This is a genomic window from Bradyrhizobium tunisiense (assembly GCF_042263385.1).
In the GTDB taxonomy this organism is placed as follows: Bacteria; Pseudomonadota; Alphaproteobacteria; order Rhizobiales; family Xanthobacteraceae; genus Bradyrhizobium; species Bradyrhizobium tunisiense.
Genome location: NZ_JBHLEV010000005.1, coordinates 98,419 through 121,348, shown reverse-complemented (window position 1 = coordinate 121,348; position 22,930 = coordinate 98,419). Strand labels below are relative to the sequence as shown.

At 64.9% G+C, this 22,930-nt stretch carries 13 protein-coding genes; 7 read left to right on the top strand and 6 right to left on the bottom strand.

What is annotated here, in order from left to right:
* Positions 1-3: 3 nt before the first annotated feature.
* The 5 genes from treS to treY are packed head-to-tail and all read left to right on the top strand — an operon-like array spanning position 4 to position 12,046.
* On the top strand, positions 4-3,297 hold the full coding sequence (gene treS / locus ACFDR6_RS23260; RefSeq protein WP_375859626.1) for a maltose alpha-D-glucosyltransferase: 3,294 nt from the start codon (positions 4-6) through the stop codon (positions 3,295-3,297).
* Entirely contained in the window at positions 3,290-5,428 is a 2,139-nt protein-coding gene (gene glgB / locus ACFDR6_RS23255) for a 1,4-alpha-glucan branching protein GlgB (protein ID WP_375859625.1), read from the top strand. The genes treS and glgB overlap by 8 nt, the downstream gene beginning before the upstream one ends.
* Positions 5,429-5,431: 3 nt before the next feature.
* A complete protein-coding gene (gene glgX / locus ACFDR6_RS23250) occupies positions 5,432-7,510 on the top strand; it encodes a glycogen debranching protein GlgX (protein WP_317240923.1) in 2,079 nt (692 codons plus the stop codon).
* The gene (gene treZ, locus ACFDR6_RS23245; protein ID WP_375859624.1) at positions 7,507-9,258 is read left to right on the top strand and encodes a malto-oligosyltrehalose trehalohydrolase; all 1,752 of its coding nucleotides are present in this window, start codon (positions 7,507-7,509) and stop codon (positions 9,256-9,258) included. The genes glgX and treZ overlap by 4 nt, the downstream gene beginning before the upstream one ends.
* A 1-nt stretch (position 9,259) precedes the next feature.
* On the top strand, positions 9,260-12,046 hold the full coding sequence (gene treY, locus ACFDR6_RS23240; RefSeq protein WP_375859623.1) for a malto-oligosyltrehalose synthase: 2,787 nt from the start codon (positions 9,260-9,262) through the stop codon (positions 12,044-12,046).
* Between the two features lie 2 nt (positions 12,047-12,048).
* Here treY and ACFDR6_RS23235 read toward each other — a convergent pair whose 3' ends face one another.
* Positions 12,049-12,366 (bottom strand): polyhydroxyalkanoic acid system family protein, encoded by a 318-nt coding sequence (locus ACFDR6_RS23235; protein WP_212088686.1) that lies wholly within the window; start codon positions 12,364-12,366, stop codon positions 12,049-12,051.
* A 181-nt stretch (positions 12,367-12,547) separates the two neighbouring features.
* Here ACFDR6_RS23235 and ACFDR6_RS23230 point away from each other — a divergent pair, with 181 nt between their 5' ends.
* Positions 12,548-12,712, top strand: coding sequence for a DUF3309 family protein (locus tag ACFDR6_RS23230; protein ID WP_018318514.1), 165 nt, complete (start codon positions 12,548-12,550; stop codon positions 12,710-12,712).
* A 132-nt stretch (positions 12,713-12,844) separates the two neighbouring features.
* Here the strand turns inward: ACFDR6_RS23230 and ligD are convergent, their stop codons facing one another.
* Positions 12,845-15,529, bottom strand: a complete 2,685-nt coding sequence (gene ligD, locus ACFDR6_RS23225; RefSeq protein WP_375859622.1) for a DNA ligase D — start codon at positions 15,527-15,529, stop codon at positions 12,845-12,847.
* A gap of 116 nt (positions 15,530-15,645) precedes the next feature.
* Here ligD and ku point away from each other — a divergent pair, with 116 nt between their 5' ends.
* A complete protein-coding gene (gene ku / locus ACFDR6_RS23220) occupies positions 15,646-16,530 on the top strand; it encodes a non-homologous end joining protein Ku (protein ID WP_212088682.1) in 885 nt (294 codons plus the stop codon).
* Between the two features lie 118 nt (positions 16,531-16,648).
* Here the strand turns inward: ku and ACFDR6_RS23215 are convergent, their stop codons facing one another.
* The 4 genes from ACFDR6_RS23215 to kdpB all read right to left on the bottom strand — a co-directional run bounded on the left by ACFDR6_RS23215 (position 16,649) and on the right by kdpB (position 22,929).
* Positions 16,649-17,338, bottom strand: coding sequence for a response regulator (locus ACFDR6_RS23215; protein ID WP_317240927.1), 690 nt, complete (start codon positions 17,336-17,338; stop codon positions 16,649-16,651).
* Positions 17,335-20,058 (bottom strand): DUF4118 domain-containing protein, encoded by a 2,724-nt coding sequence (locus tag ACFDR6_RS23210; RefSeq protein ID WP_375859621.1) that lies wholly within the window; start codon positions 20,056-20,058, stop codon positions 17,335-17,337. Before ACFDR6_RS23210 ends, ACFDR6_RS23215 begins: the two co-directional genes overlap by 4 nt.
* Before the next feature lie 40 nt (positions 20,059-20,098).
* Complete coding sequence (locus tag ACFDR6_RS23205) at positions 20,099-20,704, bottom strand: K(+)-transporting ATPase subunit C (protein WP_212088676.1); 606 nt, start codon at positions 20,702-20,704, stop codon at positions 20,099-20,101.
* Positions 20,705-20,814: 110 nt separating this feature from the next.
* Complete coding sequence (gene kdpB, locus ACFDR6_RS23200; protein WP_375859620.1) at positions 20,815-22,929, bottom strand: potassium-transporting ATPase subunit KdpB; 2,115 nt, start codon at positions 22,927-22,929, stop codon at positions 20,815-20,817.
* Position 22,930: the final 1 nt, after the last annotated feature.

Below are 22,930 nucleotides of genomic sequence, written 5' to 3'. Positions count from 1 at the left end.
GCCATGAATGTTCTATCTTCCGTCGACACCAAGAAGGCCGAGTCTGCCGAGGTCGTGGATGAGCTCTGGTACAAGGACGCCATCATCTACCAGCTCCACGTCAAGGCCTTCGCCGACAGCAACAATGACGGCATCGGCGACTTCGCAGGATTGACCGAGAAGCTGCCCTATCTGCAGGAGCTCGGCGTCACCGCGCTGTGGCTGTTGCCGTTCTACCCCTCGCCCGGCCGCGACGACGGCTACGACATCGCCGATTACGGCTCGGTCAATCCCGATTTCGGGACGATGAAGGACTTCAAGCGCTTCATCCAGGAAGCGCAGAAGCGCGGCTTGCGCGTCATCACAGAGCTCGTCGTCAACCACACCTCGGACCAACACAAATGGTTCAAGCGCGCGCGGCGCAGCCATCCCGGCTCGAGCGCCCGCAACTGGTATGTCTGGAGCGACACCGACCAGAAATACCAGGGCACGCGCATCATCTTCACCGACACCGAGAAGTCGAACTGGACCTGGGATCACGAGGCCGGGGCGTTCTACTGGCACCGGTTCTTCTCGCACCAGCCGGACCTCAATTTCGACAATCCGCGCGTGGTCTCCGCGCTGATCCAGGTGATGAAGCGCTGGCTGGATGCCGGCGTGGACGGCTTCCGCCTGGACGCGATTCCCTATCTGTGCGAACGCGACGGCACCAACAACGAGAACCTCCCCGAGACGCACGCCATCATCAAACGCCTGCGCCACGAGCTGGACTCCTACTCCAAGGGCAAGCTGCTGCTCGCCGAGGCCAATCAATGGCCGGAGGACGTGCAGGAATATTTCGGCCGCGGCGACGAATGCCACATGGCCTATCATTTCCCGCTGATGCCGCGCATCTACATGGCGATCGCCCAGGAGGACCGCTTTCCGATCACGGACATCCTGCGCCAGACGCCGGACATTCCGGCCAGCTGCCAGTGGGCGCTGTTCCTGCGCAATCATGACGAGCTGACGCTGGAGATGGTCACCGACGTCGAGCGCGACTATCTCTGGACCACCTACGCCAACGACCCGCGCGCGCGCATCAATGTCGGCATCCGCCGACGCCTCGCGCCACTGATGGACAACGACCGGCGCAAGATCGAGTTGATGAACTCGCTCCTGCTGTCCTTCCCCGGCACGCCGATCATCTATTACGGCGACGAGATCGGGATGGGCGACAACATCTATCTCGGCGACCGCAACGGCGTGCGCACGCCGATGCAGTGGAGCCCGGACCGCAATGGCGGCTTCTCCCGCTGCGACCCGGCCCGCCTCTACGCGCCGCTGATCATGGACCCGGTCTACGGCTACGAGTCGGTGAACGTGGAGGCGCAGTCGCGCAGCCTGTCCTCGCTGCTCAGCGCCACCAAGCGGCTGATCTCGGTGCGCAAGTCGACGCTCGCCTTCGGCCGCGGCACCATGACCTTCATCCGCCCGGCCAACCGCGCCGTGCTGGCCTATGTCCGCCAGTATCACGACGAGGTGATCCTGTGCGTCGCCAATCTGTCGCGTGCCGCGCAGGCGACCGAGCTCGACCTGTCGCCGTGGAAGGACCGCATCCCGCAGGAGATGCTCGGCCGCACCCGCTTCCCCGCGATCGGCGAGCTGCCCTACATGATCACGCTGGGGCCCTACGGCTTCTACTGGTTCCAGCTCCAGGAGCGCGACAAGTCCGAGCCGGTGACGCCGCGCGCGGTGCCGGAGTTCGAGACGCTGGTGGTGCCGGTGAATTCCAACTGGGTATCGCTCGCCCGCGAGCGCGGCGTGTTCGAGCGCGACGTGCTGCCGGGCTTTTTGTCACGGACACGGTGGTATCCCGAGCACAATCCCAAGCAGATCAAGACCACGCTGACCTCGGCCGTGCCGTTCTGCGACATCGGCGACAACAGGCCCTGGATCGCGTTCTTTGAGAGGACGGACCAGGACGTCGCACGTCGTTACGTGCTCCCGATGCAGATCGAGTGGGTGCGCTTCGATCGGGAGCGCTTCAACCCCAAGGCGCTCGCTGCCGTGCGCCAGGGTGCACGCGAAGGCACGTTGCTTGACGTCGCGACCGACCAGATCTTCATCGGCCTGTTCCTGCGCAACCTGTCGCAGAACTTGGTGGTTGAGGAGAACAATCTGCGGCTCGAGTTCAAGGCCACCAGCCGGTTCGCCGACTACACCATCAAGGAGCCCGAACGTATCCGTGCGATCGAGCAGTCGAACAGCACCGCGCTGGTCGACAACCAGTACGTCGCCAAGCTCTATCGTCAGCTCGAGAGCGGCATCAATCCCGAGATCGAGATCGGCCATTATCTGACGGAGGTCGCGCGCTTTGCCAATACGCCGGCGCTGCTCGGCAGCGTCGAGCTGGTCGAGGGCGATCAGCGCAGCGCGCTGGGCGTGCTGCATGCCTATGTCGAGAACCAGGGGGACGGCTGGACCGTGACTACGGGTTATCTCGATCGCTATATCGACGAGCAGCGCGTGTTGTCGGCGGGCGAAGCACCCCGCGAGACGCAGGAGCAGGCGCCCTATCTGCATTTCATCGCGCAGATCGGCAGGCGGCTCGCCGAGATGCACGTCGCCCTGGCCGCGGCGAAGACGAAGGATCTCGCTCCGGAGCCGGTCGGCCCTGCGCACGTCAAACGTTGTGTGTCCGACCTCAAGGCGCGGGCCGAACGGGTTTTCGAGCGGCTGGCGGACATCCGCGACGGCCTGCGGGAGGCGGACCGGCCGCTGATCGACCGGCTCGCCGCAGTGCGCGCGACCCTGCCCGACCATCTCGATGCGCTATTGCCTTCCGGGATCGGCGGGCTGAACATCCGTCATCATGGCGACTTCCGCCTCGGGCAAACTCTGATCGTGAAGGACGATATCTTCATCATCGACTTCGACGGCGACCCGCGCCAGCCGCTGGCCGATAAGCGGCGCAAGCTGCCCGCCGCGCGCGATGTTGCTGGCCTGATCCGTTCGATCGATGTTTCGGTCAACGCAGCGCTGAGCCGCGCGCTTACGGGAGCCTCCGACGAGCAAGGCCGGCTCACGGCCGCGCTCGACGAATGGCGCGAGCGCGCCGCCGCAACCTTCCTGTCCGCTTATCGCGACGCCATGACCGACCGGCGGCTTTGGCCGGAAGATCCGCAATCCGCGGAAGGCCTGTTGAGGTTTTTTTTGCTTGATCATGCGTTCAATGAAGTAGAGTACGAGCTGTCCCACCGGCCTGAGGGGCTCCATGCGCCGCTGACCGGACTGCTTCGCATTCTGTCCAGCACCGAGAGCGAAGCCCATGCCTAAACTGCCTGCCGAGGCCTACGCGATCATCGAGGGCCGCCACTCCGACCCCTTCCACTATCTCGGGCTGCACCCCGAAGGCGGCAAGAGCGTGGTCCGCGCGTTTCTGCCCGATGCCTCCAATGTCGAGGCGGTCGGTGAACATGGTGAAGTCGCCTCGCTCGACCGCGTGCACGATGCCGGGCTGTTCGTCGGCGCCCTGCCCAACGGCTCCAAGCACTATCAGCTCCGCGCAAAATTCGGCGGCAGCGTCGTCGAGTTCGAGGACGCCTATCGCTTTCCGCCGATCCTGACCGATTTCGACCTTTACCTGCTCGGCGAAGGCACCCACCAGCGCCTCTATGACAAGCTCGGCGCTCACCCGATGCGGCACGAAGGCGTCGATGGCATCGGCTTCGTCGTGCTGGCGCCGAATGCGCGGCGCGTGTCCGTGGTCGGCGATTTCAATTTCTGGGACGGGCGGCGCCATCCCATGCGGGTGCGCGGCGCCGGCTATTGGGAATTGTTCATCCCGCATGCCAAGGCCGGCGATCACTACAAGTTCGAGATCATCGGGCCGCATGGCCATCTGCTGCCGTTGAAGTCAGACCCCATGGCGTTCGCCAGCGAAATGCGGCCGAAGACGGCCTCCATCGTGTTCGACGAGGCGCATCTGCCGCGGCCGCGCCCGGCACCCGACGGCATCAACGCGCTGTCGGCGCCGATGTCGATCTACGAGGTTCATCTCGGCTCATGGCGCCGCAAGAACGGCGAGGAATGGCTGACCTATCGCGAGCTGGCCGAGCAGCTGCCGGCCTATGCGCGCGACATGGGTTTTACCCATCTCGAATTCCTGCCCGTGAGCGAGCATCCGTTCGACGGCTCCTGGGGCTATCAGCCGACCGGCCTCTATGCGCCGACCAGCCGCTTCGGCACGCCGGAAGATTTTGCCGCCCTGGTCGATGCCTGCCACCGCGAAGGCGTCGGCGTGTTGCTCGACTGGGTACCCGGGCACTTCCCGGACGATCCGCACGGGCTCGGCAGTTTCGACGGCACCGCGCTGTATGAGCACGCCAACCCGCTGCAGGGCCGTCACCTCGACTGGGGCACGCTGATCTACAATTACGGCCGCACCGAAGTGACGAACTTCCTGGTGTCGAACGCCCTGTTCTGGCTTGAGCGCTACGCCATCGACGGGCTGCGCGTCGATGCGGTGGCATCCATGCTCTATCTCGACTACAGCCGCCCGCCGGGCGCCTGGGTTCCAAACCAGTATGGCGGCCGCGAGAACATCGAGGCCATCAACTTCCTGCGGCGCTTCAACACCGAACTGTTCGCGCGCTTCCCGCAGGCCACCACGGCTGCGGAAGAATCCACCGCCTGGCCGCAGGTCTCGCGCCCCGTCGAATTTGGCGGGCTCGGCTTCGGCTACAAGTGGAACATGGGCTGGATGCACGATACGCTGAACTACATCAGCAAGGATCCGATCCACCGCAAGCACCATCACGGCGACATCCTGTTCGGCCTGCACTACGCCTTCTCGGAAAACTTCATCCTGCCGCTCTCGCACGACGAAGTCGTGCACGGCAAGCGCTCGATCCTCGGCCGCATGCCCGGCGACGAATGGCAGCGCTTTGCGAACTTGCGCGCCTATTACAGCTTCATGTTCGGCCATCCCGGCAAGAAGCTGTTGTTCATGGGCGCCGAAATCGCACAGAGCCGCGAATGGAATCACGACCAGTCGCTCGACTGGCACTTGCTCGAGTACAAATACCATTCCGGCATCCAGGCACTGATCCGCGACCTCAACCGGCTCTACCGCGCGGTGCCGGCGCTGCATCAGATGGACTGCGACCAGGCCGGTTTCGAATGGCTGATCACGGACGATGCCAATCGCAACGTATTCGCCTGGCTGCGCAAGGGATTTGACGAGCACGCGCGATGCATGATGATCGTCAACTTCTCGCCGAACGTCTACCAGAACTATCGGGTCCGCGTTCCCTTTGGCGGCAAGTGGAAGGAAGTGCTCAACTCGGATTCCGCCCATTATGGCGGCAGCAATGTCGGGAACATCGGCGAAGTCCATGCCGAGGGCGGCGAAATCCGCCTCACCATTCCACCGCTCGCCGCGATCTTCCTCGTTCCGGAAAGCTGACACATGCGCCTGACTGCTGGATCGCCCGCACGCCTCGGCGCAAGCTGGGACGGACGCGGCACCAATTTCGCGCTGTTCTCCGCCAACGCACAGAAGGTCGAGCTCTGCCTGTTCGACACCCAGGGCCGCCGCGAGCTCGAGCGCATCGAACTGCCGGAAAAAACCGAGGACGTCTGGCATGGCTATCTCAACGACGTCTCGCCCGGTCAGCTCTACGGCTATCGCGTTCACGGCCCCTATGAGCCCGAGCACGGCCATCGCTTCAACGCCAACAAGCTGCTGCTCGACCCCTATGCCAAGCGGCTCTCGGGACGGCTGGTCTGGAGCGATGCGCATTTTGCGTACCGCACCGGGAGCCCGCGAGAGGATCTCTCCTTCGACCGCCGCGACAACGCGCGCGGCATGCCCAAGGCCGTCGTGGTCGACGAGACCTTCAACTGGGGCCGCCGCGAGATCCGTCCCAACATTCCCTGGGAAGACACCGTCATCTACGAGGCTCACGTCAAGGGTCTGACGCAGAAGCGCGACGACGTGCCGCCGAACCTGCGGGGCACCTATGGCGGCCTGTCCTCGCCGGCGATGATCGAGCACCTGAAGAAGCTCGGCGTCACCACGGTCGAGTTGCTGCCGGTGCACAGCTTCGTCGACGACCGCATTCTGGTGGAGAAGAAGCTCGTCAATTACTGGGGCTACAACACGCTGTCTTTTTTCGCCCCCGAGCCGCGCTATGCCCAGGACAACGCGCTCGACTCCTTCCGCACCACGGTGGCGCGCCTGCACGATGCCGGCATCGAGGTGATGCTCGACGTCGTCTACAATCACACAGCCGAGGGCAATCACCTCGGCCCGACGCTATGCTACCGCGGCATCGACAACGCCTCCTATTACTGGCTGAACCGCCAGAACCCGCGCTATTACGACGACTTCACCGGCTGCGGCTCGTCGGTGAACCTCACCCATCCGCGCGTGCTGCAGATGGTGATGGACTCGCTGCGATACTGGGTCGAGGTCTGCCATGTCGACGGCTTCCGCTTCGACCTCGCCACCACGCTCGCGCGGGGCCCGAACGGCTTTGATCGCGGCATCTCATTCCTGACCGCGATCCGGCAGGATCCGGTGCTGGCGACCGTCAAGCTCGTCGCCGAGCCCTGGGACCTCGGCCTCGGCGGTTACCAGGTCGGCGCATTTCCCTCGCAATGGTCGGAATGGAACGATCGCTATCGCAGCGCCATGCGCCGCTACTGGAGCGGCGAAGGCAGCCTGATCGGCGACATTTCCAGCCGCATGACAGCGTCCTCCGACTTGTTCAACCATGACGGACGGCGGCCGCGCGCAAGCATCAACCACATCACCGTGCACGACGGCTTCACGCTCGCCGACCTCTTCAGCTACAACGAGAAGCACAACGCGGCCAACGGCGAGGACAATCGCGACGGCTCCAACGACAACCACAGCAACAATTGCGGTGTCGAGGGCCCGACCGACGATCCTGAAATCATCGGCCTGCGCCGCCAGCTTCGCAAGAACGTACTCGCCTGTCTGATGCTTGCGCAGGGCGTTCCACTGATCCTCGCCGGCGACGAGGTCGGCAACTCGCAATCCGGCAACAACAACGCCTATTGCCAGGACAACGAGATCGGCTGGGTCGGCTGGGACAATCTCGGCAAGGAGGGCGACGACATGGTCGATTTCGTCGCTCATCTTGCCCAGATCCGCCGCCGGTTCTCGCAGCTTCGCAGCCATCGCTGGCTCGACGGGCGGCCGGCGGACGGCCTCTCCTACGGCGCGCTGTGGTTGACGCCCGCTGGCGACGAGATGACGGAGAACGACTGGAAATTCCCGGAAGGCAGGTTTCTCTCCTATGTGATGGGACCGATGGAACCCGGTAGCGCCGCGATCTTTATCGTACTGAACGCCGCCCCCGAAGAGATCACATTCAAATTGCCCAAAATGACCGAATACAAGAGCTGGCAGCAGATCCTGAACACGACCGATGCCAAGCTGAACACGATCGACTTCCCGCCCGGAAGCGACAGCAAGGCGCCGCCACGCTCCGTGCTCGCCTTCGCGGGGGCGCTATGAGACCATCCTTCGGGGCGAAGCCGACGAAGGACGGCGTGTCGTTCCGGCTGTGGGCGCCCGCCGCGCGCCGCGTCGACCTTCTGCTCGACCGAAGGCACGCGATGCAGCGCCGCCAGGATGGCTGGTATGTCGCCGATATTGCCGGCCTTCCCGTGGGCAGTCGTTACGCGTTCAGGATCAACGACGAACTCGACGTGCCCGATCCGGCTTCGGCTTTTCAGCCCGAGGATGTGTTCGGCCCGAGCGAGGTGATCGATCACGATGCCTTTTCATGGCGTGCGCGGGACTGGCGCGGTCGCCCTTGGGAAGAAACGGTGCTGATCGAGACCCATGTCGGCACCTTTACGCCTGCAGGTTCTTACCGCGCCATGATCGACAAGCTCGATCATCTCGCGGCAACCGGCATCACCGCGCTGGAGCTGATGCCGCTGGCCGATTTCGCAGGACGCCGCGGCTGGGGCTATGACGGCGTGCTGTGGTATGCGCCCGACAGTGCCTATGGCCGCCCCGAAGACCTGAAGACGCTGATCGACGAGGCGCATCTGCGCGGGCTGATGGTGTTCCTCGACGTCGTCTACAATCATTTCGGCCCCGAAGGGAATTATCTCGGCCGCTATGCGCCGGCCTTCTTCACCGACGCGCACACGCCGTGGGGCAGCGCGATCGACTATCGCGTGCCGCAGGTGCGCGCGTTCGCGGTCGAGAACGCGCTGTCCTGGCTCGGCGACTACCGTTTCGACGGCCTGAGGCTGGATGCCGCAAACCACATCATGGCGATCCCCGGCGAGCAGTCGATGCTGCAGGACCTCAGCGTCGCCGCCGGCGAGCTCGCCAAGGCGACGGGGCGGCAGATCCATCTCGTGCTGGAGAACGGCGACAATCGCGCCAGCCTGCTCGACGCCGCGCAGAATCCACCAAACGGCAAATATCGCGCGCAGTGGAACGACGACTATCACCACGTCTGGCACGTGATGCTGACGGGCGAGCTCGCCGGCTACTACGCGGATTATCAAACGCCGCGCCTCGATCTGGCGCGCGCGCTGGCGTCCGGCTTCGTCTATCAGGGCGAGGTCTCGGAGTTCTGGGGCAAGAAGCCGCGCGGTGAGCCGAGCGGCGAGCTGCCGCCGGCGACCTTCGTCAACTTCCTGCAGAACCACGATCAGATCGGCAACCGTCCGCTCGGCGATCGGCTCGAAAGCCTGGCATCGCCCCAGCAGATCGAAGCCGCGCTCGCGGTGACCTTGCTCGCGCCGATGGTGCCGATGCTGTTTCAGGGCGAGGAATGGGGCTCGACGGTGCCCTTCCCGTTCTTCTGCGATTTCCAGGGCGCACTGGCCGATGCCGTCCGCAAAGGGCGCAAGCAGGAATATGCCTGGGCCTACGAGAAATACGGCGAGGAGGTGCCCGACCCGCTCGATCCGGCCACGCTGCAATCCGCCATGCTCGACTGGACCGGCCGCACTGCGGGGCAGGACGCACGGCTCACCCTGGTGCGGCAACTGCTCGCGGTTCGCCGCAAGGAGATCATGCCGCGACTGAAGGGAGCGGCTTTCGGCGAGGCCAATGCTGCCGACAACGGCCTGCTCACCGCACACTGGCGCATGGGGGACGGCTTGACTTTGGGCCTGACCGCCAATCTGTCGCACCAGGAGATCACGTCCGATGTCAGCGCCGGCACGCCGATCTGGGGCGGTGAAGCCGGCGAGCGGCTTCCGCCCTGGTCGGTAGTCTGGCGCCTCGGAGGTTGACATGCCTCCCGCCATTCCTCTCGCGACCTACCGGCTTCAACTCACCGCCGATTTCGACTTCGACAAGGCAACCGCGGTCGTTCCTTACCTCAAGGCGCTGGGGATCACGCATCTCTACGCCTCGCCGGTGATGAAGGCCCGCAAGGGCTCGACCCATGGTTACGACACCGTCGATCACGGCCTATTCAATCCGGAGCTCGGCGGCGAGGCCGGCTTCGCGCGGCTGAGCGAGGCCCTCAGGCAAAACGATCTCGGCCTCATCATCGACTTCGTGCCCAACCATGTCGGCGTGCATTTCGCCGACAATCCCTGGTGGCTGGACGTGCTGGAATGGGGCCAGGCCTCACCGCACGCGGTCTCGTTCGACATCGACTGGGATCAGCTCGCCTACCGCGCCCGCGGCGGCGTGCTGCTGCCGATCCTCGGCTCGTCCTACGGCGATGCGCTCGAGCGCGGCGACATCGAGCTGCGCTATGATCCGGATCAGGGAAGCTTCTCCGCCTGGTATTTCGAGCATCGCCTGCCCATCGCGCCCGAGCGCTATGGCGAGATGCTGCGCATGATCGTGAAGGAAGCCGATGCCGCCGAGACGGAGGCCGGTCAAAGCCTGCTCGCGCTCGCGGCGCGCTACACCGGATTGCGCCGACCCAACCGCAAGGAAGCTCCCGCCTTCAAGTCGGAGCTCAGGGAGATCGGGGGAGCCGCCGGGATCATCGCACGCGGCCTTGCAGCCTATCGGGCCGCCAAGGATCGCCCCGCGCAGACGCTGGCGCTGCATCATTTACTGGAGCGCCAGCATTACAAGCTCGGGCATTGGCGGCTCGCCTCCAGCGACATCAACTATCGCCGCTTCTTCGACGTCAACGGACTGGCAGGTCTGCGCGTCGAGGATGCGAGCACATTTGCCGCCACGCACCGGCTGGTGAAGCAGCTCATCGTCGATGGCAAATTGCAGGGAATTCGGCTCGATCACATCGACGGCCTGCGCGATCCTGCCCAATATTGCCAGCGCCTGCGCCGGCTGGTGCGCGACGCGCAAGGCAACACGAAGCCGTTCTATACGGTGATCGAGAAGATCCTGTGCGAGCACGAACGCCTGCCACACTTCGCCGGCGTCCAGGGCACCACCGGTTATGAATGGATGAACGTCATCACCCAGGTTCTGGTCGACGCCAAGGGGCTGGCGGCGCTGGACGAGACCTGGCGGCAGATCAGCAACCGGCCGCCGCGGCTTGCGCCTTACGTCAAGGACGCCAAGCGGCGCGTGCTGGAGACGCTGCTCACCAGCGAATTCACCGTGCTGACGCGCCTGCTCGCCCGCATCGCCAACGGGCATTACTCGACCCGCGATTTCTCCGCCGACAGCCTGCGGCAGGCGCTGGAACTCTATGTGCTGCATTTCCCGGTTTACCGCACCTATCTGACCCACAGCGGCCCAATAGCCCCCGACCGCAAGCTGATCGACGACACCATCGCGCGCGCCCGTTCGGAATGGTTCGCCGCGGACGAAGGCATCTTCGATTTCCTGCGCGACGCGCTGACCATGGACCTGCTCAAGCCCGGCCGCCCGCCACACAGCGTCCCGCGTGTCCGCCGCTTCGCGCTGAAGGTGCAGCAATTCACAGGTCCCGTGATGGCGAAGTCGCTGGAGGACACTGCCTTCTACCAGTTCCACCGGCTGCTCGCCCTGAACGAAGTCGGCGGCGATCCCGCCAGCAACGGGCTCACCATTCCCGCTTTCCACGAGGCCCTCCAGGCCCGCGCCAAGGAATGGCCGATGGGAATGACGGCAACCGCCACGCATGACACCAAACGCGGCGAGGACGCCCGCGCGCGGATCGCGGCACTCAGCGAAATTTCCGGCGAATGGACCAGCGCGGTTTCGCGGTGGAAGGTGTTGAACGCGCCGCACCTCGCGCTCCACGGCAATCTCCGCGCGCCGTCGGCGACGTTCGAGTACATGCTCTACCAGACGCTGCTCGGGGCCTGGCCGCTGGGCGAGACGATCGATGCCGGCTTCGTCGAGCGCATCCAGGCCTATGCGCTGAAGGCCGCGCGCGAGGGCAAGGAGGAGACCAGCTGGCTCAATCCGCACGAGGCCTACGAGAACGGCGTGAAGAGCTTCGTCGACAAGATTCTCGACCCCGCGCTGTCAGGCGAATTCCTGGAGGCGCTGCAAACGCTGGCGCGCCGCCTCGCACTGCTCGGCCTGTTGAATTCGCTGAGCCAGCTCACCCTGAAGGCGACGCTGCCCGGCGTGCCCGACTTCTATCAGGGCACCGAGTTCTGGGACCTGTCGCTGGTCGACCCGGACAACCGTCGCCCGGTGGACTTTGCCGCGCGGCATGCGGCGCTGGGCACGCTGGAAGATCCGGATTGGCGGGGCCTGATCAAGAGCTGGCCGGACGGCCTGATCAAGCTGGCCTGGACACGGCGCCTTCTCAAGCTGCGCAACGAACTCGCCGACGTTTTCGCTCAAGGCGACTACGAGCCGCTGGCGGTGCGCGGCGCACATGCCGATCATGTCATTGCCTTCGCCCGCCGCCACGGCCGCGCTGCCGCAATCATCGTGGTCGGGCGTCATTTTGCACCCTTCACGCAAGCGGGGCGGGAGTGGCCCACGCTCGAGGGATTCGACGCGACCGTCGATGTCACGGGCTATGCTGCGGCGGGTTTTGCCGGCAACGGGCTACCGCTCTCGCAGGCCTTCCGTGATTTTCCCGCCTCCGTCATCGAGGCCCGCACGGCAGATGCCATCAGGCGCGCACGGCCCCGCGTGCGCGCCTGAAATTACTTTCCCTCGCCCTTGGTCAGCAGCAACTGCCCGCGCTTCTTGATCGTGGCCTGCGCCATCTCGGCAAAGCGCTGCAATAGCCAGGGCAGCACCACCTCGACCCGGACCTGATCATCGCCGACGTCGACCTGACCCGTCGCGACCTGTCCGAGCGCGCGGATTCGGAAATTCATCGTGTCTCCGCTCCACCGCTCCTCCTCAACCTGCATCACCGGAATGCTGGCGGCGGCGCGGCCAAGCCCGGTCTTGAGCCGGCGCACCGCCTCCTCGCGGCCGAGACGGTGCGGAATTGAAACGACAAGCGGTGCTGACATGGCTCGGCCCTGTGAGACTGATCTCACATAATCATGCCGGCTGGAACGTCAAACGTTCCATGCAACCCGATCCTGCAACCGCTGTTTCCATGGTCGGAACTTTAAAACCTGCGGCAAGTTGCCCTCGCACCACGGGACAGGTGCAAACGACCCTTTCATCAAAGGGCTGGAGGAGATTCGCATGTCAATCGGTACGATCATTCTGATCATTTTGGTCATCGCCCTGCTTGGCGGCTTCAGCGGCATCGGCGGCGGCCCGTTCTATGGCACCGGCTATTACGGCGGCGGCGGCCTCGGGCTCGTCATCGTCATCCTGCTGATCCTGCTGCTGATGGGAAGGATCTAGCGGCACAACGAGGATTGCGTAGGGTGGGCAAAGGCGCTCTCGCGCCGTGCCCACCTATTCGTCGCAAAGAAAAAGATCGTGGGCACGCTTACGCTTTGCCCACCCTACGAGAGTTGTGCCTCTGGCAAGGACCTACTTCATCTTCCCCGCGAGTTTCTTGATCGCGGACTTGATTGAAGCGGCCGCATCATCATAGCCCTCCCACGCCTTCGACCGCGGCAGCGAGCCCGGCACGGTTCGCACCGTATATCGCTTCGGATCGAGATCGCTCTTCACCTGGGCCCAGGTGACCGGCATCGACACCGTGGCCCCCGCGCGCGCCCGCGGCGATAACGGCGCCACTGCCGTCGACATGCGATCGTTGCGGAGATAGTCGAGGAAGATCTTCCCCTTGCGCAGCTTCTTCGACATGTTGAGCAGATAGCGCTCAGGATCGTCATCGGCCATCCACTGGCAGACGCCTTGCGCGAAAGCCTTGGCTTCCTTCCAGCTCACCTTGTCGCGTGCGCCGTGGCGCAGCGGCACGACGACGTGCAGGCCCTTGCCGCCCGTGGTCTTGCAGAAGCTCTCCATGCCGATGTCGATCAGCCGCTGCCGCATCTCCTTGGCCGCCTCGACGACGTCGGCGAACTCGACATCCGGCGCCGGATCGAGATCGAACACCAGCCGACCCGGCGTATCATAGGCGTCTGGCGCGCAGTTCCAGGGATGCAGCTCGACGCCGCCGATCTGTGCAACGGCGGCAAGCCCTTCAACGCGATCAATCTGCAAATAGGGTTTACGATCGCCCGAGACCTTGGCCAGTTCGAGCAAATTCGAGGTGCTCTGCATGGCATGGCGCTGGAAGAACGTCTCGCCACCGATGCCGTCGGGCGCCCGCACGATCGAGCACGGGCGGCCCTTCAGATGTTCGATCATCCAGGTCCCGACCGCCTCGAAATAGCGGGCGAGATCAAGCTTCGTCACGCCCTCGCCATCTCCGACATCCGGCCACAGCTCCTTGTCCGGCTTGGAGATGACGACGCCCATCACCTCGGCCGTGCCAGCGTCCTTCGATCGCTTGGCCGCCTTCGTCGCGCGCTTTCTGGCCGTGGGCTCGGCGAGCTCGGTGTCGACGGGCGTCTCCGCCTCGACCTCCTCGGCGGGCTTGTCCTGCCGCAGGCCCTTGAACGCCGCCTGGCGAATATTGCCGTCCGCGGTGAAGCCGGCGAACTCGATCTCCGCGACCAGCTCCGGCTTCAGCCAGTGCACCTCGCGCGTCTTCTTCGGGGCATTCTTGCCGCCGAACGGGCTATCCTTCGCCGCCATCGCCTTCAACGACGGCATGATGCGCTTGACCTTGTCGGCGCCGAAGCCGGTGCCGACCATGCCGACGAAGGCGAGATGATCGCCGCGCTGCACGCCCGCCATCAGGGAGCGGAATTTGCCGTTGGTGGTCTTGTAGCCGCCGATCACCACCTCGTGGCCGGCGCGACATTTCGATTTGACCCAGCTCTCGGTGCGCCCCGAACGATAGGGCGCATCCAGCTTCTTCGACACCACGCCTTCGAGCTCGAGCTTGCATGCCGATTGCAGCACCGCGTCGCCGCCGCTCTCGAAATGCTCGACATAGCGGATCTGGGTCGATTTCCGCTTGCTCTTCTCCAGCAACTTCTTGAGCTGGGCCTTGCGCTCGCCGAGCGGCAGCCGGCGGTAATCCTGGCCATCGGCGAAGAGCAGGTCGAAGGCAAAGAAAATCAACTCGTCGGTCTTGCCGTCCGACAACGCAGCCTGCAGCGAGGAGAAGTTCGGCGCGCCATTGTGGTCGAGCGCGACGATCTCGCCGTCGATCGTCACGTCCGGCAGCGCAGCCGCTTCCTTGGCGATGGACCCGAACTTTTCCGTCCAGTCGAGGCCCTTGCGCGTCTTGAGCGTGGCCTCGCCGTCCTCGACCCGGAGCTGCACACGATAGCCGTCGAACTTGATCTCGTGGCACCAGCCCTCACCGCCCGGCGGCCGCTCCACCAGCGTGCAGAGTTGCGGCGCCACGAAGTCCGGCATCGCCGCAACCTTCTTCGCATTCGTCGCCGTCGTGGCCCTTTTCTTTGCCGCCTTGGCTTTGGAGATCTTGTCGACCTTCAACGTCGCGCGCGGCGCCGGCTTGATCGCACGCCCCTTCGCCTCGTCAGCCCGATTGGATTGCCAGACCGCGTCGGCCTTGGTCCTGGCACCCTTCGCCAGCATGAACGGCTTTGGCGCGCGGCCCTTGCCTTCGGCGATCTGCTCCATCGCACGGCCGGAGGCGACCGATCTGTCCTCGTCGAGAATGTCGTTGTCCTTGCCCTCGCGGACGAATTCGTCGCGGTGCTTGATCAGGAGCCAGTTGGTGCGCTTCTCGCCCCCGCGGTTGCGCATGCGCACCAGCACCCAGCTGCCGTGCAGCTTCTCGCCATGCAGGGTGAACTTCAAATCGCCCTTCTTGAAGCCGCGCTCGGCGTCCTCCGATTCCCAGGTGCCGCGGTCCCACAGCATCACCGTGCCGCCGCCATACTGTCCTTCCGGAATCGTGCCTTCGAAATCGCCATAGTCGAGTGGATGGTCTTCCACCTCGACCGCCAGCCGCTTGTCGTGCGGGTCGAGCGAGGGTCCTTTCGTCACGGCCCAGGACTTGAACACGCCGTCGAATTCGAGCCTGAGATCGTAGTGCAGCCGGCTCGCATCGTGCTTCTGGATCACGAAGCGCCGCTGCTTCGATGACGTCACTGCGGTCTTGCCCGATGGCTCGGGCGTCTTCTCGAAGTCACGCTTCTGTCGATAAGTGGAGAGTTTTTGCAGCACGACCGGTCCCGCTTCTCTTTCGGCGTTCAGCCTATCACGGCCAAAGTCCCACCCGGAACCAAAACCCAACGGGAGGGTTGGGGTTCCAAATCGCCTTGAGAACGCTGGAGAATTGCATGGCCCCCCGCGCCTATTGGAAGGGAACGTTGAAGCTGTCGCTGGTCGGCTGTCCCGTCGTGCTCTACCCCGCGACAACGTCAGCCGAGAAGACGCGATTTCACCTGATCAACCGCGAGACCGGGAACCGGCTCAAGCAGCAGATGATCGATGCCGAGACCGGCGACATCGTCGAGAGCGACCAGAAGGGCCGCGGTTACGAGCTGCGCAAGGGCAAATATGTCGAGATCGAACCGGAGGAGCTCGAGGCCGTCCAGATCGAGAGCAATCACACCATCGACATCGAGAGCTTCGTGCCGAGCGAGGAGATCGACCAGCGCTATCTCAACCATCCCTATTACATCGCGCCCGACGGCAAGGCCGCGGTCGATGCGTTCGCGGTGATCCGCGACGCCATGAAAGACCAGGAGCGCGTGGCGCTCGCCAAGATCGTGCTCACCAACCGCGAACACATCATGGCGATCGAGCCGCTCGGCAAGGGCCTGCTCGGCACCACGCTGCGCTTTCCCTACGAGCTCCGCGACGAGGGTGAGTTCTTCGGCGACATCAAGAGCCCGAAGATCACCAAGGACATGGTCGAGCTCGCCGGCCACATCCTCCAGACCAAGGCCGCGCATTTCGATCCCGGCAAGTTCAAGGACGAGTACGAGACCGCGCTGAAGGCGCTGGTGAAGCGCAAGGCCAGCGGCAAGACAATCGAACCGCCCGAGCGCGCGGAGCGACCGAGCAACGTGGTCAACCTGATGGACGCACTGAAGCAGAGCCTGAAGGGACGTGGCGGGAAGAAGACGGCGGCCAAGTCCCATGCGCGGCGGACGACCGGGCGACAACGCGCCGCGCGAAAGACGCACCGATCGACCGCGCGGCAGAGGAAGGCGGGATAGCTCGTCATTCCGGGGCGATGCGAAGCATCGAACCCGGAATCCATCATCTCGAATGCGACGAGCGGAGAAATGGATTCCGGGCTCGCGCCGAGGGGCGCGCCCGGGAATGGCAGCGAGACTAATCCCCCGCCCTCAACCGATACCCGATCCCCGTCTCCGTCAGCACATATTGCGGCCGTTCCGGATCTGCTTCGATCTTCTGCCGGAGCTGACGGACGTAGACGCGTAAGTATTGCGCGTCGGTCAGCTCGTCCCAGAGTTCCCTCAGCAGGAAACGATGGGTCAGCACCTTGCCGGCGTGCTGCACGAGCACGCGCAGAAGGTCATATTCCTTCGGCGACAGCTTGACGTCACGATCGCCGACCTTGACGATGCGGCGGACGAGATCGACCGAGAGATCGCCGGTACGGAATACCGGACGCTCTCCCTGGACCTGAAGCTGATGCCGCAGCGCGGCGCGCAGGCGGGCCAGCAGCTCGTCCATGCCGAACGGCTTGGTCAGATAGTCGTCGGCACCGAGATCGAGCGCCTGCACTTTGCCGGCCTCGTCGCCGCGGCTCGACAATACCACGATCGGTACGGCCTCGTTGCGGGCGCGGAGGGTGCGCAGCAGTTCATGCCCCTGAACGTCGGGCAGGCCGAGATCGAGAATGATCAGCGCCGGCTCCTCAACGAGCTTCTCCAGCGCAATCTTGCCGTTCGACGCTTCCAGGATTTCATAGCCTTGCGTCGTCAGCCCCATCCGCAGCAATTTGCGGATCGGCGGCTCGTCGTCGATGACTAGGACCTTGATCGGCGCAGCGCTCATGCGGCGGTATCCAATGCGCGGCTTAGTGCCGGAACAGGAAGACGGATGGTGAGGACAGCGCCGCTGCGGTCGCTGCGGCTCGCGGCCGAGATCGTGCCGCGCATCGCCTCGACGAAGCCGCGCGAGATGGCAAGGCCAAGGCCCGTACCGGGGCGGACATGGTCGCCCTTCTGCACGCGGTAGAACTTGTCGAACACGCTCTCGAGCTCGTCCGGCGGGATGCCGGCCCCCTCGTCCGAGATCTCGAGCACGACATGATCGCCGTCGCGCCGGCCGCGGATCGAGATCGTGGTGTCGGGCGGCGAATATTTGGCGGCGTTGTCGAGCAGGTTGAACAGCACCTGCTCGAACAGCACGGCATCGAGCTGCAGCATCGGCAGATCGGCGGCCAGCACCAGCTCGACCTTGTGGCCTTCGAGGATCTTGGCTGCCCTGCGCAGCGCGCTGCCCACGATCTCGCCGAGATCGTGCAGCGCCGTGTTGGGCACGACGGCGCCGGATTCGAGCTTGGTCATGTCGAGCAGGTTGGCGATGAAGCGGTTGAGCCGCTCGGATTCGTCGATGACGGTGGCGAGCAGGTCGCGCTTCTCGGCGTCGGACAAGGCCGCGGCGAGATCGCGCATAGTCGAGGCCGCGCCCAGCACCGAGGCGAGCGGTGTCTTCAAATCGTGCGAGATCGAGGTCAGGAGCGCGGAGCGCAAACGTTCGGATTCGACGGTGCGCTTGACGCGGTCCATATCCTCGACCAGCAGCACGCGCTCGATCGCCAGCGCACCCTGATCGACCAGCGCATCGAGCAGCCGGCGCTGGTCCGGCGTCAGCAGCGGCCCGCTGCGGTCGTCGTCGATGCCGATGACGCCGATCGGGCCGCGCCCCGTACGCATCGGCAGGAACAGCCGTTTTGCACCGGGCAACGTATCCGAGCCACGGCCGGCGGGGCGGTCGTTGCTCCAGGCCCAGTTGGCCGCGGCGAGATCAGCCTGGTCGAGCTCGTCTTCGGGCGGATAGCCGGATTTCACCGTGAGCAAGCCTTCTTCCGGCAGCAGAAGCACCACGCGGACCTTCAGCATCAATGCGATCTGGTAGGCTGTCGCCCACAGCACGTCGTCGAGCGTCGCGGTGCCCGCGAGCTTGCGACTGAAAGCGTAGAGGTGCTCGGACATCCTGATCCGGCCGATGGCGGCGTCGGCTTGCGTGCGCACGCGCGCCGCGAGATTGGAGATCAGTATGGCGATCAACATGAAGAAGAAGAACGCCGCAACGTTGGTCGGATCGGTGATCGTGAAAGTGTAGACCGGCGGAAGGAAGAAGAAATTGTAGGCAAGCGAGGCTGCAATGCTGGCAAGCAGCGACGGCCACAATCCATACCGCACCGCGACCGCAACCACCGCGGTCAACAGCACGAGGTCGACGTTCTCGATGCCGAACCGCGGCTGGAGCAGTACGGCGGCGCCGAGGCCGATCAGGACGATGCCCAGCGCCTTCAGATGGGGCAGCGGATTGAACGGCTCGGATCGCGCAGCGGTCTGTACCGACGTCTTGGGCGCCCCCTCGGCCGAAAGTTCTTCGCCCGGGATCACGTGAACGCTGATATTGCCCGCGCGGCGAACCAGGTCATGGACGACAGAGCCGCGCGTCATCTCGAACCAGCGCGAACGGGTGGACTTGCCGATCACGATCTGGGTGACGTTGTTGCCTTGCGCGAAACCGACGACGTCATCGGCGATACGGCGGCCGGCGGCCGGAATGGTCAGCGCCTCGCCGCCGAGCGATTCGGCGAGCCGCAGCGTATCGGCCAGCCGGTCGCGCTGCTCGTCGGACAATTGCAGGGATCGCCGCGTCTCGATCGATATCGCGGTGAACGGCGCATGCAGCCGGTCCGCCAGCCGCTTGGTGTAGCGCACGAGGCCGGCCGCGCGCGGATCCTCGCTGACGCAGACGAGGATGCGCTCGCCCGCGGCCCACGGCCCGGGAATCGCATTCGCCTGCATGTGGGTGAGCAGCTGTTCGTCGACCCGCTCGGCGGTGCGCCGCAAAGCGAGCTCGCGCAAGGCGGTCAGATTGCCCGGCGAGAAATAGTGCTCCAGCGCCCGCTCGGCTTGCCGTGGCACATAGACCTTGCCCTCTTTCAGGCGCTGGATCAGATCGTCGGGCGTGAGGTCGATCAGCTCGATCGCATCGGCGCGGTCGAACACGGAATCGGGCACCGTCTCGCGCACCCGGACATGGGTGATCTGGGCAACGACGTCGTTCAGGCTCTCGATGTGCTGGATGTTGACGGCGGTGTAGACGTCGATGCCGTGGGACAGCAACTCCTCGACGTCGAGATACCGCTTGGGATGGCGGCTGCCGGCCGCGTTGGTGTGGGCGAGCTCGTCGACCAGCGTGATCCTTGGCCGCCGCGCGATCACGGCATCGAGGTCCATCTCCTCCACGATCTGGCCGCGGTAGTCAAACTTCTTGCGCGGGACAACTTCGAGGTCGCGCACCAATGCTTCGGTCTCGGCGCGGCCATGGGTCTCGACGAAGCCGACCACGACATCGACGCCGGCCTTGCGCTTGGCGTGGGCGCTCTGCAGCATCTCGTAGGTCTTGCCGACGCCGGGGGCGGCGCCGACGAAGATCTTCAGCTTGCCGGTCGCATCCTCCTCCCGGCGCGCTGCCTCCAGCAGCGCCTCCGGGGACGGACGTTGTTCGGGATCGCGGCGCTCTCGGACCATCTTTCCAATATAATCATCTGGGCACGGCGAGCCTAGACCGCTACTTCGCCGCCGCCCGATCGAGCGCGAGATTCAGCGCCAATACGTTAACCCGGGGTTCGCCGAGCAAGCCGAGCAGCCGGCCCTCGGTGTTCGCAGCAACGAGCTGCTTGAGCACGTCCTCCGGCAGATTTCGCGCCTTCGCCACCCGTGGCACCTGGAATTGCGCCGCTTCGGGCGAGATATTCGGATCGAGACCGCTGGCCGAGGTCGTCACGAGATCGACCGGCACCGGCTGGTTCGGATTCTCAGCCTCGCGCTTCTCAACATCCTCCTTCAGCCGGTCGGCCAGCGCCTTGCTGGTCGGGCCGAGATTGGAGCCGCCCGAATTGGCGGCGTTGTAGGGCGCCGACACCGTCTTGGTCGCATCATTGGGGTCCGGGGCCAGGGTCGCCGACGGGCGGCCGTGGAAGTACTTGTCGTCTCTGAACTCCTGCCCGATCAGGGTTGAGCCGACGACCTTGCCGTCCTTCTCGATCAGACTGCCCTCTGCCTGCGCCGGAAACAGCGCGCCGGCGATGGCGGTCATCGCCAGGGGATAGGCCAGACCCGTGATGGCGGTGAGAACCAGGAGGAGGACGACGGCGGGGCGGATTTCTCTGAGCATGTTAGGTCTCCGATTTCTTCGTCATTGCGAGGAGCGAAGCGACGAAGCAATCCAGGCTGTGGGCTGAGGAGGCATTTCTGAATTGCTTCGCTGCCCTCGCAATGGCGGGGTTAGGCCAGGTGCAAGGCGGTCACGACGAGATCAATCGCCTTGATACCGATGAAGGGAATGACGATGCCGCCGAGGCCGTAGATCAAGAGGTTGCGCCGCAGCAGCGCGCCGGCACCGACGGCGCGATAGGCGACGCCTTTCAGCGCGAGCGGAATCAGCGCGATGATGACGAGCGCGTTGAAGATGATCGCCGACAGGATGGCGCTCTGTGGGCTCGACAGGTTCATGACGTTGAGCACGGTGAGCTGGGGGTAGAACGCGAGAAACATCGCCGGGATGATCGCAAAATACTTGGCGACGTCGTTGGCGATCGAGAACGTCGTCAGCGCGCCGCGCGTCATCAAGAGCTGCTTGCCGATCTCGACCACCTCGATCAGCTTGGTCGGATTGGAATCGAGGTCGACCATGTTGCCGGCCTCGCGGGCGGCCTGGGTGCCGGTGTTCATGGCGACGCCGACATCGGCCTGCGCCAACGCCGGCGCGTCGTTGGTGCCGTCGCCGCACATGGCGACCAGCTTGCCCTTGGCCTGCTCGTCGCGGATCAGCCTGAGCTTGTCCTCGGGAGTTGCCTGCGCCAGGAAGTCGTCGACGCCGGCCTCCGCCGCGATCGCCGCCGCCGTCATCGGATTGTCGCCAGTGATCATGATGGTGCGGATGCCCATGCGGCGCAGCTCGGCGAAACGCTCGCGGATGCCGCCCTTGACGATGTCCTTGAGCTGGACGATTCCGAGCAGCTTGCCGTCCCTGGCGACAGCCAGCGGCGTGCCGCCGGCCTTCGATATCTCGTCGGCGATCGTCTGAAGCTCGCGGCCGGTGTCCGAGAGCGTCGCGGGCTGGATGGCACGGGCGGTGTTGCCGGAGGCCAACGCCAGCGCCGCGCCGCCGCCGACATAGTTGAGCATGGCATCGACCGCGCCCTTGCGCACCGACGAGCCGCCGGCATCGACGCCGCTCATACGGGTCTGTGCCGTGAACGGAATGAAGGTGGCGCCAAGCTCGGCCATGTCGCGGCCGCGCATGCCGTACTTTTCCTTGGCCAGCACGACGATCGACCGGCCCTCCGGCGTCTCGTCCGCGAGCGATGCGAGCTGGGCCGCGTCCGCAAGCTCCTGCTCGGTGACACCGCGCAGGGGACGGAACGCAGTCGCCTGCCGGTTGCCGAGCGTGATGGTCCCGGTCTTGTCGAGCAGGAGCGTATCGACGTCGCCGGCGGCCTCGACGGCGCGGCCCGACATCGCCAGCACGTTGAAGCGCACCAGACGGTCCATGCCGGCAATGCCGATGGCGGACAACAGCGCGCCAATGGTAGTCGGGATCAGCGTCACGAACAGCGCGACCAGCACGACCACCGAGATCGAGCCGCCGGCATAGGCGGCGTAGCTCGGGATGGTGACGGTGGCGAACACGAAGATTATGGTGAGGCCGGCAAGCAGGATGTTGAGCGCGATCTCGTTCGGCGTCTTCTGCCGCTCGGCGCCCTCGACCAGCTTGATCATGCGATCGATGAAGGTCGAGCCCTGCGCCGCAGTGATGCGGACGCGAATCCGGTCCGACAGCACCTGCGTGCCGCCGGTGACCGCGGAACGGTCGCCGCCGGATTCGCGGATGACGGGAGCGGACTCGCCGGTGATGGCGGCCTCGTTGACCGAGGCGACGCCCTCGATCACCTCGCCGTCCGAGGGAATCGTGTCGCCCGCCTCGACCAGCACGAGATCGCCGACCTTCAGGCTCGTGCCGGGCACGAGCTTGAAGGCAGCGCCGGCACCGGTCAGGAGCTTGGCCTGGCTTTCGGTACGGGTCTTGCGCAGCGTCTCGGCCTGCGCCTTGCCGCGGCCCTCGGCCACCGCCTCGGCGAAATTGGCGAACAGCACCGTGAACCAGAGCCAGACGATGATCTGGAAGGTGAAGCCGAGATCGTTCTCGGCGGTGACGAGGTCGCGCAGGAAGATCAATGTGGTCAGCGCAGCGACGATCTCGACCACGAACATCACGGGGTTCTTGATCATCAGTCGCGGATCGAGCTTGGTGAAGGAGGCGCGACTCGCGGGCACCACGATCCTGGGATCGAGCATTGCCGACGTCGGCGCTTTTTTGTGCGGATTGGTCGTATCCATG

Excerpts from the sequence above, each read along its gene's own strand:
- ku (WP_212088682.1), top strand. The coding sequence starts at position 15,646 with ATGGCCCCCCGCGCCTATTGGAAGGGAACGTTGAAGCTGTCGCTGGTC.
- treY (WP_375859623.1), top strand. The coding sequence starts at position 9,260 with ATGCCTCCCGCCATTCCTCTCGCGACCTACCGGCTTCAACTCACCGCC.
- ACFDR6_RS23215 (WP_317240927.1), bottom strand. The coding sequence starts at position 17,338 with ATGAGCGCTGCGCCGATCAAGGTCCTAGTCATCGACGACGAGCCGCCG.
- glgB (WP_375859625.1), top strand. The coding sequence starts at position 3,290 with ATGCCTAAACTGCCTGCCGAGGCCTACGCGATCATCGAGGGCCGCCAC.
- glgX (WP_317240923.1), top strand. The coding sequence starts at position 5,432 with ATGCGCCTGACTGCTGGATCGCCCGCACGCCTCGGCGCAAGCTGGGAC.
- ACFDR6_RS23235 (WP_212088686.1), bottom strand. The coding sequence starts at position 12,366 with ATGTCAGCACCGCTTGTCGTTTCAATTCCGCACCGTCTCGGCCGCGAG.
- ACFDR6_RS23230 (WP_018318514.1), top strand. The coding sequence starts at position 12,548 with ATGTCAATCGGTACGATCATTCTGATCATTTTGGTCATCGCCCTGCTT.
- ACFDR6_RS23210 (WP_375859621.1), bottom strand. The coding sequence starts at position 20,058 with ATGGTCCGAGAGCGCCGCGATCCCGAACAACGTCCGTCCCCGGAGGCG.
- treZ (WP_375859624.1), top strand. The coding sequence starts at position 7,507 with ATGAGACCATCCTTCGGGGCGAAGCCGACGAAGGACGGCGTGTCGTTC.
- ACFDR6_RS23205 (WP_212088676.1), bottom strand. The coding sequence starts at position 20,704 with ATGCTCAGAGAAATCCGCCCCGCCGTCGTCCTCCTCCTGGTTCTCACC.
- kdpB (WP_375859620.1), bottom strand. The coding sequence starts at position 22,929 with ATGGATACGACCAATCCGCACAAAAAAGCGCCGACGTCGGCAATGCTC.
- treS (WP_375859626.1), top strand. The coding sequence starts at position 4 with ATGAATGTTCTATCTTCCGTCGACACCAAGAAGGCCGAGTCTGCCGAG.